The organism is Aquimonas sp. (assembly GCF_044377145.1).
GTDB lineage: Bacteria > Pseudomonadota > Gammaproteobacteria > Xanthomonadales > Xanthomonadaceae > Aquimonas.
In genome coordinates, this window is the sequence record NZ_JBILJQ010000001.1 from 45,511 (window position 1) to 62,478 (window position 16,968).

The 16,968-nt window shown below is 68.1% G+C and carries 17 protein-coding genes; 6 read left to right on the forward strand and 11 right to left on the reverse strand.

Annotated elements, in window-relative coordinates:
• Positions 1–25 precede the first annotated feature (25 nt).
• The 4 genes from fabD to ACIQ7H_RS00200 form a co-directional block, all read right to left on the reverse strand.
• Positions 26–970 carry an ACP S-malonyltransferase gene (gene fabD, locus ACIQ7H_RS00185; RefSeq protein ID WP_395787133.1) on the reverse strand — a complete coding sequence of 315 codons (945 nt, stop codon included), beginning with the start codon at positions 968–970 and terminating at the stop codon, positions 26–28.
• 100 nt (positions 971–1,070) lie between these two features.
• Complete coding sequence (locus tag ACIQ7H_RS00190) at positions 1,071–2,066, reverse strand: beta-ketoacyl-ACP synthase III (protein ID WP_395787136.1); 996 nt, start codon at positions 2,064–2,066, stop codon at positions 1,071–1,073.
• Positions 2,067–2,291: 225 nt separating this feature from the next.
• Positions 2,292–2,483 (reverse strand): 50S ribosomal protein L32, encoded by a 192-nt coding sequence (gene rpmF / locus ACIQ7H_RS00195; RefSeq protein ID WP_395787138.1) that lies wholly within the window; start codon positions 2,481–2,483, stop codon positions 2,292–2,294.
• A 134-nt stretch (positions 2,484–2,617) separates the two neighbouring features.
• Positions 2,618–3,136, reverse strand: a complete 519-nt coding sequence (locus ACIQ7H_RS00200; protein ID WP_395787140.1) for a YceD family protein — start codon at positions 3,134–3,136, stop codon at positions 2,618–2,620.
• Positions 3,137–3,310: 174 nt separating this feature from the next.
• On the opposite strand from ACIQ7H_RS00200, the gene ACIQ7H_RS00205 reads away from it, so the two are divergent.
• Complete coding sequence (locus ACIQ7H_RS00205; RefSeq protein ID WP_395787142.1) at positions 3,311–3,787, forward strand: hypothetical protein; 477 nt, start codon at positions 3,311–3,313, stop codon at positions 3,785–3,787.
• A 9-nt stretch (positions 3,788–3,796) separates the two neighbouring features.
• Here the strand turns inward: ACIQ7H_RS00205 and ACIQ7H_RS00210 are convergent, their stop codons facing one another.
• Positions 3,797–5,644, reverse strand: coding sequence for a glycosyltransferase family 39 protein (locus tag ACIQ7H_RS00210; RefSeq protein ID WP_395787144.1), 1,848 nt, complete (start codon positions 5,642–5,644; stop codon positions 3,797–3,799).
• A 128-nt stretch (positions 5,645–5,772) separates the two neighbouring features.
• Here ACIQ7H_RS00210 and ACIQ7H_RS00215 point away from each other — a divergent pair, with 128 nt between their 5' ends.
• The 4 genes from ACIQ7H_RS00215 to ACIQ7H_RS00230 are packed head-to-tail and all read left to right on the forward strand — an operon-like array spanning position 5,773 to position 10,311.
• Positions 5,773–6,729, forward strand: a complete 957-nt coding sequence (locus tag ACIQ7H_RS00215) for an AAA family ATPase (protein ID WP_395787146.1) — start codon at positions 5,773–5,775, stop codon at positions 6,727–6,729.
• Between the two features lie 13 nt (positions 6,730–6,742).
• The gene (locus ACIQ7H_RS00220) at positions 6,743–7,714 is read left to right on the forward strand and encodes a DUF58 domain-containing protein (RefSeq protein ID WP_395787148.1); all 972 of its coding nucleotides are present in this window, start codon (positions 6,743–6,745) and stop codon (positions 7,712–7,714) included.
• Positions 7,711–9,774 (forward strand): DUF3488 and DUF4129 domain-containing transglutaminase family protein, encoded by a 2,064-nt coding sequence (locus ACIQ7H_RS00225; RefSeq protein WP_395787151.1) that lies wholly within the window; start codon positions 7,711–7,713, stop codon positions 9,772–9,774. The genes ACIQ7H_RS00220 and ACIQ7H_RS00225 overlap by 4 nt, the downstream gene beginning before the upstream one ends.
• A gap of 24 nt (positions 9,775–9,798) precedes the next feature.
• Complete coding sequence (locus ACIQ7H_RS00230) at positions 9,799–10,311, forward strand: Slp family lipoprotein (protein WP_395787153.1); 513 nt, start codon at positions 9,799–9,801, stop codon at positions 10,309–10,311.
• A gap of 75 nt (positions 10,312–10,386) precedes the next feature.
• On the opposite strand, the gene folE2 is transcribed toward ACIQ7H_RS00230, so the two are convergent.
• The 6 genes from folE2 to efp all read right to left on the reverse strand — a co-directional run bounded on the left by folE2 (position 10,387) and on the right by efp (position 15,726).
• On the reverse strand, positions 10,387–11,397 hold the full coding sequence (gene folE2, locus ACIQ7H_RS00235) for a GTP cyclohydrolase FolE2 (protein WP_395787155.1): 1,011 nt from the start codon (positions 11,395–11,397) through the stop codon (positions 10,387–10,389).
• A 140-nt stretch (positions 11,398–11,537) separates the two neighbouring features.
• Positions 11,538–12,350: a hypothetical protein gene (locus ACIQ7H_RS00240; protein ID WP_395787157.1), complete on the reverse strand. Its 813-nt coding sequence runs from the start codon at positions 12,348–12,350 to the stop codon at positions 11,538–11,540.
• On the reverse strand, positions 12,347–13,018 hold the full coding sequence (gene gph / locus ACIQ7H_RS00245; protein WP_395787159.1) for a phosphoglycolate phosphatase: 672 nt from the start codon (positions 13,016–13,018) through the stop codon (positions 12,347–12,349). Before gph ends, ACIQ7H_RS00240 begins: the two co-directional genes overlap by 4 nt.
• On the reverse strand, positions 13,011–13,757 hold the full coding sequence (gene ubiG / locus ACIQ7H_RS00250; protein WP_395787161.1) for a bifunctional 2-polyprenyl-6-hydroxyphenol methylase/3-demethylubiquinol 3-O-methyltransferase UbiG: 747 nt from the start codon (positions 13,755–13,757) through the stop codon (positions 13,011–13,013). Before ubiG ends, gph begins: the two co-directional genes overlap by 8 nt.
• 13 nt (positions 13,758–13,770) lie before the next feature.
• Positions 13,771–15,099 (reverse strand): TRZ/ATZ family hydrolase, encoded by a 1,329-nt coding sequence (locus ACIQ7H_RS00255; protein ID WP_395787164.1) that lies wholly within the window; start codon positions 15,097–15,099, stop codon positions 13,771–13,773.
• 60 nt (positions 15,100–15,159) lie between these two features.
• The gene (efp, locus tag ACIQ7H_RS00260) at positions 15,160–15,726 is read right to left on the reverse strand and encodes an elongation factor P (protein ID WP_395787167.1); all 567 of its coding nucleotides are present in this window, start codon (positions 15,724–15,726) and stop codon (positions 15,160–15,162) included.
• Positions 15,727–15,815: 89 nt separating this feature from the next.
• Between efp and epmB the strand changes: the two genes are divergently transcribed.
• Positions 15,816–16,856: an EF-P beta-lysylation protein EpmB gene (gene epmB, locus ACIQ7H_RS00265; RefSeq protein ID WP_395787171.1), complete on the forward strand. Its 1,041-nt coding sequence runs from the start codon at positions 15,816–15,818 to the stop codon at positions 16,854–16,856.
• The last annotated feature ends 112 nt before the right edge of the window (positions 16,857–16,968 follow it).

The following is a 16,968-nucleotide window of genomic DNA, read 5'->3' on the forward strand; positions in this document are numbered from 1 at the left end:
TCCTTGGCGAGTTCGGTCGGCGCGCTCACGCGCTGCCCCAGCCGGTCAAGCAGTCCTCGAACTCGGCGAGGCTACCCAGGCTCTTCGATTCGATGCTGCGATCGATGCGTTTGCTCAAGCCGCACAGCACCCTGCCGGGGCCGCATTCGACCAGGCGGCTCGCGCCGGCGGCGACCATCTGCTGCACGCAGTCGGTCCAGCGCACTGGCAGGTAGAGCTGGCGAACCAGGGCCGACTTCAGGGCGGCGATGTCGGCGGCGACGGCGGCGTCGACGTTGTGCACCAGCGGCAGGCTCGGCATGCGCCACTGCGCCCGCTCGATTGCTTCGGCGAGCTGATCGGCGGCGGCACGCATCAGCGGCGTATGCGAAGGGACGCTGACCGCCAGCTTGACCGCCTTGCGCACACCGCGTTCGGCCAGTGCGGCGATCGCGGCATCGACCGCAGCGGCATCGCCGCCGATCACGATCTGGCCGGGCGAGTTGTAATTGGCCGGAACAACCACGGCCGTGTTCGAGACTTCGGCGCAGACCGCTTCTACCACGGCATCGTCAGCACCCAGTACCGCGGCCATCGCGCCGCTGCCTGCAGGCACGGCGGCCTGCATCAGCCGTCCGCGTTCGCGCACCAGGCGCGCAGCGTCAACGAGTGAAACCGCGCCCGCAGCGACCAGCGCGCTGTATTCGCCCAAGCTGTGGCCGGCAACACGTGCCGGCATAAGGCCAGCCTGCGCAGACCACAATCGCCAGAGGGCGGCGCTGGCGGCGAGCAGCACTGGCTGGGTGAACTCGGTCTGGTTGAGACGCGCATCATCGGCCGCCGCAGCGATTGTCCACAGATCGACGCCAGCGCCTTCCGAGGCTTCGGCGAAGCTGTCGAGCACGGCCGGATGACACTCGGCAAGATCGGCCAGCATGGCGGGCGACTGCGAGCCCTGCCCGGGGAATACGAATGCGAGGCTGGATGACATCGTGCGCTGTGTTTCCGTGAGCCCGGACGACGGGGCCGCGCATGATACGTGAAGCCCCCGCCAAGGCGTCTGTACCGGGGCGTAGGGTCAGTGCTGCGGATCAGTAGCGGATCAGCGCCGAGCCCCAGGTAAAGCCACCGCCGAACGCCTCCAGCAGCAGCAGCTCGCCGCGCTGGACCTTGCCCGAGCGCACCGCTTCATCCAGCGCCAGCGGCACCGATGCCGCCGAGGTGTTGCCGTGCCGATCCACGGTGACGATGACTCGATCCATCGGCATTTCCAGCCGCTTGGCGGTGGCGGTGATGATGCGCAGATTGGCCTGGTGCGGAATCAACCAGTCGAGATCGGATTTCTGCAGACCGTTGGCGGACAGGGTTTCCTCGACCACCGCGTCCAGCGTTTTCACTGCGACCTTGAACACCTCATTGCCGGTCATGCTGATGCGCAGTCCGACGTTCGGCTCATCGGGCTTGAAGCCGCGCGACACGCCGACGGCGGTCTGCAGCAGGTGCCCGTAGCCGCCGTCCGCATGCAGATGGGTCGACAGAATGCCGGGCTCATCGCTTGCGCCCAGCACCACCGCGCCAGCGCCATCGCCAAACAGCACAGCGGTGGTGCGATCGTTCCAGTCGAGCATGCGGGTCAGGGTTTCGGCGCCGATCACCAGCGCCTTCTTCGCCATGCCGCTCTTGATCATCGCGTTGGCGGTGCCCAGCGCGTACATGAAGCCTGAGCACGCGGCATTGACGTCGAACGCGGCGCAGCCGTTCGCGCCGAGGCGGTGCTGCAGCAGGCAGGCCGAAGACGGAAACACGATGTCCGGGGTCGTGGTGCCGAGCACGATCAAATCGATCTCGGAGGCCGCCACACCGGCGGCTTCCAGCGCGCGCGTCGCGGCTTCAAACGCCAGGTCGACCGTGGTCTGGCCGTCGGCGGCGACGTGACGCTGGCGGATGCCGGTGCGCTCGCGGATCCATTCGTCCGAGGTCTCGATGCGCTCGGCCAGATCATCATTGGTCACCACGCGCTCGGGCAGGTAACTGCCCGTGCCGAGAATGCGTGCGAACGCCATCGAGTACTCCTCTGCCGGATTCATGTGGGCGCGCTGCGAGTCGCAAGCGATCGAGCGCGCGGTCGCGAATGATGACGCCTGTGTGTCAATGCAGCCAGCCCCGCGCGACGGGTCCTACCAAGCGACGCCAGTGGATGCGGCGGCCGCGGCAGAAAACACAGACACGACAAAGGCGGCGGCCCTTGCGGCCCACCGCCTTGCGTGTCGTATTCGCTCAAGCGCAGTGCCGGCGCAAAACCGGCCGCGGGCTTACTCGGCGTCGACAGCCGACTTGAGGCTGATCACCTTCTTGCCGCGGTAGAAACCGTCGGCGGTGATGTGGTGACGGATGTGGGTCTCGCCCGTGGTCGGGTCGGTCGCCAGCTGCTTCGCGGTCAGGGCGTCGTGCGAACGGCGCATGCCGCGCTTGGAAGGGGTGACGCGGCTCTTCTGCACTGCCATGGGGTTTCTCCGAATCGATGCTTGCGTGTTGCTGTATGACGAAAGCCGGCTTCACGCTGTGCCGGTTCCGCAGGGTGTGTGGGCGGTCAATCCGCCGCGTGCTGCAGGTTTTGCTTCACTGCGGCGCGCAGCCGCTAGCTTTTCTTCAGTGCGGCCAAGGCCGCAAACGGGTTCGGCTTTGCGTCGGCGGCAACTTCGATCGGCGCTTCGGTCGCCACATACTCGGCGGGAAGCTCCACATCCAATCGCGCAGGCACCAGCGGCAGCGCAAGAATCAGTTCGTCCTCGATCAACTCGCGCGGGTGCAGCTGTCGATCCTCCGGCAGCAGCAGCGCCTCGTAGCCTTCCGCCAGCCCCGCCTCATCGGCTTCGCGTCGGATCAGGCCCAGTCGCTGCAACGCCTCCAGCGGCTGCTGGTAGGGCTCCAGGGACCGCTGGCAGACCAGCCAGACGACGCACTGCACGCGAATATCAAGGAAGTCGATACCGAGGGCATCGCGACCGAATTCGAGCGCGTAGGTTACTGTGCCCTCGCGTCGCTCCAGCGCTTCAACAAAGCGCGGGAACGCTGTCACCGGCAGGCTGCCCTCGAAGCAGCGCCGGCCGGACAACATGCGCGTGGCATCGACCGTTTCGGGCAGGTTCGCGGACATAAGCGCGCCATGATAGGCGGCCTCTGTGCAAGCGTCAAACCCGACCGCTGGGGAAAGTGGGCGAGAGCCGATACATCGCCATGGCAGATGTGAAGCCTGCGACCGGCTTCATTGCCGCTCTCTCCCACCTGCGTCAGACTCGGGCGCTCGTCTTTGCTCAAGGATCCGCCGGGCGTGGAACTCATCCTGGCTGTCGTGCTCGCGTTCGCTCTGGTCGGTCTGGCCGCGTGGATTCCCTTCCATCGCAGCGCCAGCCGGCAACGCGCATTGATCCGTCTGCTGGAAGGCGCCGATGAACTCGAAGGCCTGCTGCACCGCACGCGCGAACGGATGACGGCGATGCAGAACGTGGTCGAGCGCGTGCCTGCGGACATCGGCGCGGTCGCCAAGGCTTCGCTGGACGCCGACCAGCGTGTGCAGCAGGCGCTGCGCGATCTGCTGGAGCATCGCCTGTGGATCTCCCGCCACGGCGCCACCGCCTCGCTGGCTGAGTTGAAGAATGCCGAGAGGGCGATGGGGCGTGCGCGCGACACCATCGCCTCGCAGCTGGCGCGGCTTGAGCATGCCGGCACCGAACTCGACCATGTCACCCAAGCCGTGATCGAGCAGGCAGCGCGCGAACCGGCCGCGCTGCGGCGCGGCACCGGCTGAGCCGGGCACTTACGGCGCAGGCGCGATCCAGATCCGCGCCATCGGCAGTTCACGTACCCGCCCATCGCGACCACTGAGGCGCAGACCGAGCGTGCGCTCACCATGCAGCGCCGGCGGCACCTGCACTCGTGCATGTAACCCCACCCGCGGGTGCCGCGGGTCGTCCGAACGCGGCCACTGCCAGAGCACGCCCGGGCTTTCGAGGTCGCTGGATGCTCTGGCGATCGCCTGTCCATCCAGCAGCACCTCGACCTTGGCCAGCCCGGCACCGTCCTGGATCGCCCAACCGGCAAGCTCGAACTGCGCACCCAGCCGCGCGCCGTCAACAGGCGCATCGAGATAGGCCAGCGCCGGGAACTCGCATTCGCCGTTGCGGCTGCCATCGATCAGGTACAGCAGATAGCGCTTGGCGCCGCCATTGATCTGCAGCTCCCGTCGCGCGCGCCAGCCCGGCAGCCGATCGCACAGCGCGTGCAGCCACGGCTGACGCTCGCGCAATCCCAGCGCGGTCTCTTCGATCACCAGTAGGCGCGCTGGATCGGTGGCGCCGATCCAAGTGTCTTCGTCCACGCCCCAGAGTTTCAGCTGCAGGGCGCGGCCGTGCTTGGAATTGAGCGGATGCGCCATCACACCGAGCGGCCAGCGCCCGCGCCCGGCCTGCACCAGCTGCCCCGCCAGCATGAAGTTGTCGGCCACTACCCGCGTGCCGACCGGCAAGGCGGCCAGCTCGGCCTCGACGGCAGCCGCCACTTCCGCCGCACCGGAGAAGTTGTCCGCGATCGACACCTGCGTCGCCAACACGTTGCGCCCTGAGGGCAAGGCCAGCGCGATGCACAGTGCCCAGGCGCCCACTGCACCGAGCGTCAGGCTGATCCAGGTCGCGCGCCTCAGCCACACCGCTCGGTCGCACAGCGTTGCCGCCAGCAGCGGCAGCAGGGCCAACTGGCCAACCAGCGGCCAATGAAAGGACACCCGCTCGCGGTCGGCGAACAGCCCCACCAGGTAGAGCTCGAGCAGCAGGGCCGCGCCGGCCCAGGCCAACAGGGCCGGGCCCGGCGCTGTCTGCCATGACTTCAGTCGGGCCGGCAGCAGCCACAGCATCAACGCCCACGCCAAAGGGGTGGCGACGATCGCCTGCTCCAGCGGCACCGTCAGCGCGCGCGGCTGGAACTGCCACGGATGACGCTCGACAAACTGGAAACGCCAGCCGGCCTGATCGCCTTCAAGGTTGAACCACACCAGTGGCAGCCAGGCCAGCAGGCCCAACGCCAGCGCCAGCCAGATCCGCGGATCACGCAGCAGCGCGCGCGCGACGGGCACAGCAAGGACGGCCACGCCGCCCGCCGCCAGCACCGCGATAAACCGGTAATGGCTGAATGCGCCCAAGGCGAGCCCGGCGCTGAGTTCCAACAGCGGCCATGCGACGACCGCTCCTGCTGCGCCCGACCCCAATGTCTGCAGTCGCAACAGCGCGTGCAGACACAGCGCGGCCGCAACCAGCAGGGCAGGTTCGGGCAAGGCCAGCAGGCCGTTCACGCTCAGCAGCGGCAGCAGCAGGCCGAGCAGACCGGTTTGCCAGCGGACATGTGCGAGGCCGGCCGCATCGGCGATGCGCAGCAGCTGCAGGGGCAATACCGCGCCCAGCAGCAGGGAGACCGCTCGCAGGCCAAATTCGACATCGCCTACCAGCCAGCGGCCCGCTGCGATGGTCCAGGCGGTGAAGCCGGGCAGATCGGAATAGGCCCAGGCCAGATGGCGCGCCTCCCAGGCATAGAAAGCCTCATCGCCAAACAACGGCAACTGCGAAGCCAGCGCGCAGCGCGCCAGCAGCAGCAGGCACCACAGCCCCCAGAACATTTGCCGCAACCGCTGGTCGCAGCCCGTCTGCGCGGGGCCGCCGCCGAGCGCTAGCCGCATGCGTTCCTCACCCGGGCGCGTCTACACTCACCCTGCCCTGTTGTTTCAGCATTCAAAGGAATCTGTCCATGCCCGCACCCGCCCGATCGGCCGCGATCCTACCCGAAGCCAGCCGCAGTGCTCTGGATGCCGCGCTGGCGCAGGTCAACGGCTTGGTGCTGGGCAAGCCGCGCGAGATCGAACTGGCCTTCGCCTGCGTACTGGCTGGCGGCCATCTGCTGGTGGAGGATTTGCCCGGCCTCGGCAAGACCACGCTGGCGCGGGCGCTGGCGGCCACCCTGGGCCTGGACTTCCAGCGCCTGCAGTTCACCGCCGATCTGCTGCCTTCGGACATTCTCGGAGTGTCGGTGTATGAAGCCGACCAGCGCGGTTTCCGCTTCCATCCCGGGCCGGTGTTCACCCAGCTGCTGCTGTCGGACGAAATCAACCGCGCGCCGCCGCGGACCCAGAGCGCCCTGCTTGAAGCCATGGCCGAGCAGCAGGTCACGATTGACGGCGTCTGCCACAGCCTGCCGCATCCGTTCTTCGTTATCGCCACCCAGAATCCAGTGGATCTCGCCGGCACCTTCCCCTTGCCTGATTCGCAGCTCGATCGCTTCCTGCTGCGACTGTCGATGGGCTATCCGCAAGCCGAGTTCGAGCGCGCGATGCTGGCCGGCGCAGACCGCCGCGAGCTGATCCAGCGCAGCATGCCGGTGCTGGGCGCGGCTGATGTGCTGGCATTACGCGAGGCGGTCTCGAACGTGAACGCCTCCGATGCACTGGTCGACTACGTGCAGCGTCTACTGGCCGCCAGCCGCAGCTTCGCCGGCATCCGGGTGGGGCTGTCGCCGCGCGCGGGTCTGGCCCTGCTACGGGTGGCGCGCGCGCAGGCGCTGCTGCGTGGGCGCGCCCATGTGCTGCCTGAGGACATCCAGGGCCTGTTCGTCGAGGTAACGGCACATCGGCTGGTGCCCGATTCCGAGCACGGCAGCCGCGATGAGCTCTCTCGCCGCCTGTTGGCCAGTGTCGCGGTCGAAGTCTGAGCCGGCGGCCATCGTGCGTCGCTGGCTGAACTCGATCGTGACATGGGCACAGGCGGTGGCCGAGCGCCGGTTGCCCGCGCTGACCCGCCTGCGCGTCGCCGAGCCACTGCCGATCGACATCCATCGGCGGCGCATCTATGTGTTGCCCAGCCGGTTCGGGCTGTTCTTCTGCGTGCTGGTGGCGGTGATGGGCATCGGCTCGCTCAACTACAACAACAACCCCGCCCTGATGCTGGTGTTCCTGCTCGCCTCCTGCATCCACACCGCACTGTTGCGGGGCTACTTCGGGCTGTCCGGGCTGCGTCTGGTCGAGGCAGTTGCCGCACCGGTCCACGCCGGAGAGGTCGCCGAGTTGCGTCTGCGCTTCGAGGCCGATGGCAGACGGGTTCGGCGCGGCCTGCGGATCGAGCGCGCCGGCAGCGCACGCGGCTTCGAGCTGCTGCCGGACCGCTTCGCCAGCCCTGCACTGCGTCTACCGACCGAGCGTCGCGGCCTGCATCGGGTCGGCCGGATCAAGCTGTCGACCCGCCACCCGCTCGGCCTGTTCGTGATCTGGAGCTGGCTGCATCCGCAGGCCCAGGTTCTGGTCTATCCGCGGCTGGAGGCACACGCACCGCCCCTGCCCGGCGACGGCAGCAGCAGCGGCCAGCGCCGCCAGCGCAGCCCGAGCGAAGAGGTGCACGGCCTGCGCGAGCATCGTCAGGGTGATCCCCTGCGGCTGATGGCGTGGAAGCGCAGCGCCCAGTTGGGGCGGCCGCTGGTGCGCGAGTTCGAAAGCCCGGCTGGGCTGGAAGTCCTGCTCGACTACGCCCACCTCAGCCATCTGCCGGCCGAGCTGCGGATCGAGCGACTGGCGCGCTGGCTGGTCGAGGCCGAGCGGCGCGGCCTGCGCTCGGAGCTGCGCCTGCCGGGGAATCAAGTCGGCCCGGGCCGCGGCGAAGCGCATCTGCACGCCGGCATGCGTGCACTGGCGCTGCTGCCATGAGCGCAGTCGCAGCACGCCTGCAGGCCTTGCTGGTGCCTCGGCCTGCAGCTCCCGCGCGACCGATGCTTGAGCGCAAATTGTTCGGCTGGTGCATGGCCGCCGCACTGGCTGCGCTGCTGCCGCTGGGCCTGCAGCTGGTCAGCTGGCTGGGCCCCTTGCTCGGCCTGCTCGCGGTGCTCGGCGGTATTGCGGGCCTGCGCGGGGTCACCGTGCCGCCGTGGCTGCGCCTGCTGCTGACTGTCGGCGTGGCCGGGCTGGTGATGTTCACCTACGAGTTCCGCTTCGGCCGTGATACCGGCGCCGGTCTGCTGGCGACCATGCTGGCGTTGAAGCTTCTGGAGACCCATCGCCTGCGCGATGCGCGCAGCCTGCTCAGCTTCAGCCTGTTCGCGATCATGGCCGCCTTTCTGCAGGATCAGGGGCCACTGACCCTGGGGCTGGCACTGATCGCGACCGTGCTCGCGCTGACGGCGCTGGCGCGTGTCTCTGAACTGGAATCCGGAGCACCCGCCGAGGCCCAGCGTGTGTCGGCACAGCTGGGCCTGAGCGCCAGCCTGATGCTGCTGTCGCTGCCGCTGGCAATCGCCGGCTTTCTGCTGTTTCCGCGCCTGCCGCAGCCGCTGTGGGGCCTGCCCAACAATGCCGCCGAGGCGCGCACGGGCTTGAGCGAAAGCATGTCGCCGGGCGATATCTCGGCGCTGTTCATCGACGACAGCCCGATCCTGCGTGTGCAGTTCAGCGGACCGCGACCGGACGACAGCGAGCTGTTCTGGCGCGGACCGGTGCTGAGCGAGTTCGACGGCCGCAGCTGGACCCTGGTGTCGTGGATCCGCCACCTCGAACCGGCAGCGCTGCAGCTGAGCGGCAGGACGCTGCAGTACGAGCTGATCCAGGAACCTACCGATCGGCGCTGGGTGCTTGCGCTCGATGTGCCAATGGCGCCCGCCAATGAGGCACCGGGCGTCCACGAACTGCGGCTGAGCCAGGACCGAAGTGTGCTGAGCGCCAAGCCCTTGGCCGAGGTCAGCCGACATCCGCTGGTATCGGCGCTCGGCGCGGTGTTCGAGGCCGACTTGCCGCTCAGTTTCCGCCAGCGTCTGCTGGCTCTGCCGCAGGGGTTCAACCCGCGCGCCCGCGCCCTGGTCGAAGGCTGGCGTCAGCAGGGCCTGGATGCAGACGGCCAGATCCGCGCTGCGCTGCAGCTGTTCAATCGCGAGTTCACCTATTCGCTGACGCCGCCGCCGCTGGGTCGCGACAGCATCGACGACTTCCTGTTCAACACCCGCGAGGGCTACTGCGAGCATTTCTCCTCGGCCTTCACTGTGATGATGCGGATGGCCGGGATTCCTGCACGTGTGGTCACCGGCTACCAGGGCGGTTTCTACAATCCGATCGGCGATTACGTGGTGGTTCGGCAGTCGGATGCCCACGCCTGGAGTGAGGTCTGGCTGGAGGACCGAGGCTGGGTACGGATCGATCCCACGGCCGCCGTGGCGCCTGAGCGCATCCGCAGCGGCGGTGACAGCGCGGAGTCGCGGCGCGGCGCGTTTTTCCAGGCCTTCGGCCCGCTGCTTGATGTCGCCGACTGGGTGCGGCATGGCTGGAACACGGTCGTGCTGGGCTTCAACTCCGCGCGCCAGCGCAGCCTGCTGCTGTCGTTCGGCATCGATGGCTCGGACTGGCGTGAAGTCGGGCTGGCCCTGATCGGCGGTTTCGGGCTGGCGCTCGGTCTGACCTTGTGGCTGGTGATGCGCGGCGGACGGACCCAGACAGATCCGCTGGTCGCCGCCTATCTGAAGCTCTGCGGGAGGCTGGCGCGTCGCGGCGTGCGGCGCGCTCTGCACGAGCCGGTGCTTGCGTTTGCCGAGCGCGCTGCGGCGCTGTTGCCCGACGACGCCGAGCGCTTGCGCGAACTCAGCAGCGATTACGCGCAGCAGCGCTACGCTGCCAACGCTGACACGAGCGCGCGGGCGACCTTGATTCTTCGCCTGCAGCGCTTCCGCCCGCGCAGTCGTCGTGTCCGCGAACACATCTCTCCGCGCCCGCAGGCGCACACTTGATTCCATCGTCGAACGGAGGTTCCCATGCGCATGCCACTGTTGTTCCCCACCCTGCTCGCGCTTGGCCTCGGTGCCTGCGCGACCGGCCCCGCACCGATCCGCGGTGAGTTTTCCGCGCAAAGCCCCGACCAGGCGCGCGAGCAAGGCTCTGCCAATGCCAGCGTGCGCTGGGGCGGCAGCTTGATTGCTGTCGAGCCGGATCCGACCCGCACCTGCTTCGTGGTGCTGTCGCGCCCGCTGTCCGCCGGCGGCAAACCGATCATCAAGCGCGAAACCACCGATGGCCGCTTCATCGCTTGCCGCGGCGGATTCTACGATCCAGCCCTGTTCGCAGAAGGCCGCGATGTCACCTTCACGGGTCGGGTCGAGGGGTTCGAGGAGCGCCAGATCGGTGCTTTCAGCTATCGCTACCCCAAGCTCGCAGCCGATGTCGTGTATCTGTGGCCCGAACCGGCCAACGTGCCTGACCCGCGCTACGCCTTCCCCTACCGCTCACCCGCCTTTGCCCCGTGGTGGGGCTATCGCCCGTTCTGGTAACCGAGCAGCTATCACCCACGAAAAACCCCGGCCTGAGCCGGGGTTTTTCATTGGTCGAAACCGTCGATGCCGTGCTCAGCGATGGTTGGAGAGCGGAGCGATCCAGTCGAGGCCATTGCTGTAGCCACCGGCCACGCCTTTCACCGCCACCGCTACCGCGTTGTGCGGGTGCAGGCTTTCGTAGTGCGAGGCGCGCAGCCAGAAGTCGGCAATGCGCTCGTCCTCATTCAGCGCCGACTGCATGCGCCGGGCGGCGTCTTCGCAGAACATCAGGTTCTCGCCGTTCAGCAGTGCAAAAGCCTGTTCGTCCTCTCGCTTCACCGCCGACTGCACTGGCGTTTTCAGCGCGTTCTCGATGCGGTCGATCACGTCGATGATCGGGAAGTTGGCGAACGAAGGCAGCAGGCGCACCCGCACCTCGGCGCTTGAGCGCTGGCTGTGCGGTGTGGCGCGGATTCCTTTTTCCGTACCGAGCCATGCGAGCACGGCGTCGCGATCAAATGAATCGCTGGCCGGGAAGTCGGTCTGGAACTGCTCCTGGATCAGCTGCCGCGCCAGCGCCGCCGAACACGGACAGGTGCTGGAGTACGGAATCTGCACCGACAGCTCGACCTGGAACTGGCCGTGCTCCATCAGCCCGGTGATGACGGTCGGGTAGCTCTTCCAGCCGCTGTTGTCACTCTTGAGCGCACGCCGCCGCACCAGGTGCTCGAACTCGACGCGCACCAGGGCGCGGTCGGACAGATCGGCGTGCGACTCCAGGAAGTCTTTCAGCAGACGCCGCAGCGTGGTCGGCGACAGCGTCTCGTTCGACAGCGATTTGTCGACATGCAGATACAGCCGCGACATGTGGATGCCGCGCACTTCGGGGCGTTTCAGGTTGACGTAGGCGGTGACGCGCGCGCCGCTGGTGACGGTGGCGCCGTCGGCACTGGCGATACTCACGGGCACTTCGATGTGGCCCATGCCCACCCAGTCCAGCACGCCGGCGACCGCGGGTTTGGCCTCGGAGGCGATGTCAGGCATCGCACGCACGACGTTTTCAGCAATCGGTGGGGACACGCCGGTCTCCTCGTAATGGGTCATCGGGATTTCCACGGCACCTTAGGTGGGGAGGTGTCGCCTTGATGTCAAGCCAGGCGGCGGCTGAGGTGGGCGACTATAGCCGAGCCGGGCTGAGCGGCCGATGCATGCACAAGGACACTCCGTTGCGCGCCCGGGCCGATTCAGTCGCGCGCAAACGTCGGCATCGCCGCGCTGCGCCGCGCCGCAGCCCACAGGCTCAGCAGCAGACGGACACCGCGCGGCTGCGGCTGTGCATCGCCGCCCTGCAGTCGATCCAGCCGCCAGCGCGCGACCGCCACCTGCAGCGCCCGCGGACGCGCCAGCCGGGCCGGCGCGGGCGGCAGCTGCTGCGTAAGCGCCAGCGCGAAATCGCGAACGAAGGCCGCGCGCGCAGCGGCGTGCTCGGGATGGGCAAGATGCGCAGGGGCCAAGCCGTGGCGGGCCAGCAGATTGCGCGGCAGCCGCGCCTGAGCATGAAACCCGGCCTGCGCGCGCAGCATCCGCCGCAGCAGCAGATCGCCAGCGATCTGCGCAGCAGCCGGTTCGCCGCCGAACATTCGGCGCTCCAGCGCATCGATGGCCGCGGCCATCGGCCGGAGCACAGCCAATCCGGCATCGATATCGGAAGGCGCCAGATCACGCTCGACCAGCTGCACGCCGGCCTCGGCCAGGCCGCGCCAAAGCGCGGCCTCGTCCATCTCAGCGGAAGGATGATCGAACAGCGCCTGTACCAGCGGATGGCGGCCCTGGCCGGCCACGCCGCGCGTCAGCTCGTCGGCCCACCAGGCCAGCTTGGTCTGGGCGATGAAGGGCTCGGACAGCTCGAAGCAGGCTTCCTCGATCTCGTCCTGCAGCGCATACCACAGCGCGATCCGACTGCGTTCGGCGGCCGGCAGAAAGATCGCCTGCAGGGCCAGTTCAGGCCGGCGCGCATGCAGCTTCTGCAGCTGCGCATCGACACTTTCCGCACTCACCCGTGGCGCTCCGCCCGCAGCAGGGCTTCGTCCAGCAGCTGCGCAGGCGCCGACAGCACGCGCTGGGCGCCCCATGCGCTGGGCGGGTGGGCTGGATCGAAGTAGCCCCAATCAACCGCGATGCCGCGCAGGCCGGCGGCGTGGGCGGATTCGATATCGCGCGGGTCGTCGCCCAGGTACAGGCTGAGCGCGGGGGTGGCGTCGATCCGGCGACAGGCCTCCAGCAGCGGCAGCGGATGCGGCTTGCGCTCAGCCAGGGTGTCGCCGCCGATCAGTACGCCGCTGCGCTCCAGCAATCCGAGCGCCGCGCACAGCGGCCGTGCCAGCCCTTCCGCCTTGTTGGTAACGATGCCCCAGCGCAGCCCACGCGCCTCGATCGCGTCCAGCATCTCGGCCACGCCGGGGAACAGGCGCGAATGCGCAGCCACCGCGCTGGCGTACAGCTGCAGGAACTCGCCGAGCGTGCCCTCGTCCTGCGCATCGAAGCCAGGAATCGCCGCGCCCAGCATGGCCCGCGCGCCTCGCGAGACGAAGGGCCGAAACGCTGGCATCGCAAAGTCATCCAGCCCGCGCCGCGCGCGCAGCGCGTTGGCGGCATGCAGCAGATCGGCCGCGCTGTCGACCAGGGTGCCGTCCAGATCGAACAGCACCGCCCCACGCTCAGCCACGGACGGCCTCCGGCTTGCGCGCGCAGGCGAGGTAGTTGACCTGGGTGTGCCCGCCGACGGTCGCCGAGCGGGTCAACGGGTTGTAGTGCAGGCCGCTGACATCTTCGAGTTCAAGCCCGGCGGCGCGGATCGCGCCGGCCAGCTCGGAGGGCCGGATGAACTGCGCATAGCGATGGGTGCCGCGCGGCAGCAGACGCATCACGTATTCAGCGCCTACGATGGCCAGACCGAATGCGGCAGGCGTGCGATTGAGTGTGGACAGGAACAGACGCCCGCCGGGTTTCAGCAGTCGCGCGCAGGCCTCGATCACCGATGCCGGATCCGGCACGTGCTCGAGCATTTCCATGCAGGTGATGACGTCGAAGCGCTCGGGCGCAGCCTCGGCCAGCGACTCGACCGACTGCTCCCGATAGTCGACCTTCAGCCCGGATTCGTACAGGTGCAGCCGTGCCGCCTCCAGCACTTCGGGCGACAGATCCAGCGCAGTGACCTCAGCGCCGGCAGCGGCCAGCGCCTCCGACAGCAGCCCGCCGCCGCAGCCGACATCGAGCGCGAGCGCGCCCCGCAGCGGCGCACGCTCGGCGACGTAGCGCAGCCGCGCCGGATTCAGGTCATGCAGCGGTCGCGCCTCGCCGTTCGGATCCCACCAGCGCGCGGCGAGCTGGCCGAAGCGCGCGAGCTCGGCGGGGTCGGCATTGACACGGGGTGCCACATTCGCGGCGGCGGTGGGGAAGTTCATGCGCCTGGGCCTGTCAGTGGGAACGCGGAATCGCCGCGATGCGCTGGCGCCATTCGTCGACCCGCGCCATCAAACCCACAAGGTCGACATCGACCAGCTGACGCTCGGCCAGGCGGCGACGGCCCTGGATCCACACGTCGCTGACCTGCTGGCGCGCACCGGCGTAGACCAGCTGCGAGATCAGGTTGTAGAACGGCTGCGACTCCGGCTGATCGAGATCGACCACGATCAGGTCGGCCGCCTTGCCCGGCTCGATCGAGCCGATCGTGTCTTCCAGACCCATCGCGCGGGCGCTGCCGAGCGTGGCCATGCGCAGCGCATTCGGCGCGTCCAGCGCGGCTGCGTCCATCGCCACGCCCTTGGCGAGCAGAGCGGCGGTGCGCATCTCGCCGAACATGTCGAGATCGTTGTTGGACGCGCAGCCGTCGGTGCCCAACGCGATGTTGGCGCCAGCACGACGCAGGGCCTCGATCGGACAGAAGCCCGAGGCCAGTTTGAGATTCGACTCCGGGCAGTGGCCGATCGACACCCCGTTGGCCGCACACAGCTCGATCTCGGCAGGCGTGAGCTGGGTCATGTGGATCGCCAGCAGCTGCGAGTTCACAAGGCCCAGGCGCTGCAGCCGCGCCAGCGGGCGCTGACCGTACTGCTTCAGCGAGTCTTCGATTTCCTGCGCGGTCTCGTGCACATGGCAGTGGACCACCAGGCCCATCTGGTCGGCCAGCAGGCGGATGCGCTCGAAGCTGGAATCCTTGACCGTATACGGCGCATGCGGCACGAAGGCCGTGCTGATCAACGCATCGCCGCGCAAGGCGTCATGCAGCTCCAGCGCGCGGTCGAAATACTCGTCGTCGTTCTTCGCCCAGGCCGTCGGAAAGTCGATCACCGGCAGGCCGACAGTGGCGCGGAAGCCCATGCGCCGATAGGTCGCAGCGGCTGCGTCGGGGAAGAAGTAGTTCTCGTTGCAGGTGGTGGTGCCGCCGCGCAGCATCTCGACCACGGCCAGCTCGACGCCACATCCGACGAACTCGCGCCCCATCACCGCGCCCTCGACCGGCCAGACGTGTTCATTCAGCCACGTCATCAAGGGCAGGTCGTCAGCCAAGCCGCGCATCAGGGTCATCGGGTTGTGCGTATGCACGTTGACCAGACCCGGCAGCAGCGCACCCTTTGGGCGACAGACGCGCTCACGCGGGGCGTAGCGCAGACGCGCCTCGGCGATCGGCAGCAGTTCCACGATGCGCCCGCCGTCGATCGCCACCGCATGGTCCAACAGCACCTGCGCATGCGGCTCCACCGGCACGACCCAGCCGGCTTCGATCAACAGGTCGATCTCACGCATCACAACTCCTTCGCGGCCATCCAATAGCAGCGACCCGGCGCTGGGCCGGGTCGCGAAGACTTACTTGACGCGGCTGACGTACTCGCCGCTTCGGGTATCGCAGCGAATCAGCTCACCGTTTTCGATGAACAGCGGCACCCGCACCACCGCGCCGGTTTCGAGCTTGGCCGGCTTGCCGCCGCCCGAGGCCGTATCGCCGCGCATGCCCGGGTCGGTTTCAACGATCTGCAGTTCGACGAAGTTCGGCGGCGCCACCGCCAGCGGCGCGCCGTTCCACAGCGTCACCACGCACATCTCCTCGCCCTTCAGCCACTTCGCAGCGTCGCCAACGATGGCCGCATCGGCGGTGAACTGCTCGAAGCTGTCGAGCTGCATGAAGTTCCAGAACTCGCCGTCGCTGTAGAGGTACTGCATGTCGGTATCGACCACGTCGGCGCCTTCAACGGTTTCGTTGGCCTTGATGGTCTTCTCGGTGGTGCGGCCGTTCTTCAGGTTGCGCACACGGATGCGGGTGAAGGCCTGGCCCTTGCCGGGCTTGATGAACTCGGCTTCGACGATGACATAGGGGTCGCCATCGAAGATGATCTTGAGTCCATTTTTGACGTCGTTCAGACCAAAGGTGGCCATGCGTGCTCCAGAGGTTCGAGCCGCAGGCTGCGGCTACACTGTTCGGTTGTTAGGTCATCGCCGGCAAACGGCCGGACAAAAGAGGCGAAATGATAAGCGCAAACCCGCGAATCGCGCAGCCCGCCGCCAGCGTGGACTCCCGTGGCGACTGGCGGACGCTGTGGCGCGGGGCCGTGACCGACCCGCACGAGCTGCTGCGTCTGCTCGGCCTTGAAGCCTTGAGCGCGCAGCTGCCGGCCGACGCCGCCGGCTTTCCGCTGCGCGTACCGCGCGGATTCATCGCCCGGATGCGTCCCGGCGATGCTGAAGATCCCCTGCTGCGGCAGGTGCTGCCGCTGCAGGCTGAAACCGCCGTGGTCGAGGGTTTCGGCGTCGATGCCGTCGGCGATGCCGCCGCCCGCAGCGGCCGCGGCGTGCTGCAGAAGTACCAGGGCCGCGCCTTGCTGGTGGCCACCGGCAGCTGTGCGGTGCACTGCCGCTACTGCTTCCGCCGTCATTACCCGTATGCCGAAGACAGCGCGGCAGCGAACGCATGGTCGGCCGCGCTTGAGGCCATCGACGCCGATGCGAGCGTCGACGAGGTGATCCTGAGCGGCGGCGATCCGCTGTCGCTGTCCACCGCGAAACTCGCCGAACTCGGCCAGCGGCTTCTGGCTCGCCCGCAAGTGCGTCGGCTGCGCATCCATACGCGATTGCCGGTGGTGCTGCCCGAACGCGTCGACGCCGAGTTTGTGCAGTGGTTGTCGAACCTGCCGCTGCAGAAGGTGGTGGTGATTCATGCCAACCATGCGCAGGAGTTCGATGCCAGCGTCACTGAGGCCCTGAGTGGCCTGCGCAGCGCCGGCGCCACTGTGCTGAACCAGGCGGTGCTGCTGCGCGGCATCAATGACAGCACCCAAGCCCAGGTCGATCTGGCCGAGGCCAGCTTCGCTGCCGGCGCCCTGCCCTACTACCTGCATCAGCTGGATCGGGTGCAGGGCGCGGCACATTTCGAGGTCGATCTGGCCCACGCCTTGCAGATCGAATCGGAACTGCGCGCGCGGCTGCCGGGTTACCTGGTGCCCAAGCTGGTTCGTGAAGCCGCGGGCGCCGCCAGCAAACTGCCGTTGGCGCTCACGCCGGAAACGTGACGCAGCTTGCAAGCTCAGGCGCTGCGGCGCGCAATGTTTGCCTGTTCACAGGCTTTCCGCGACACTCGCAAGCCGCGCGCCAGCTGCATCAGCGGCAGCAACGGGGCGACCT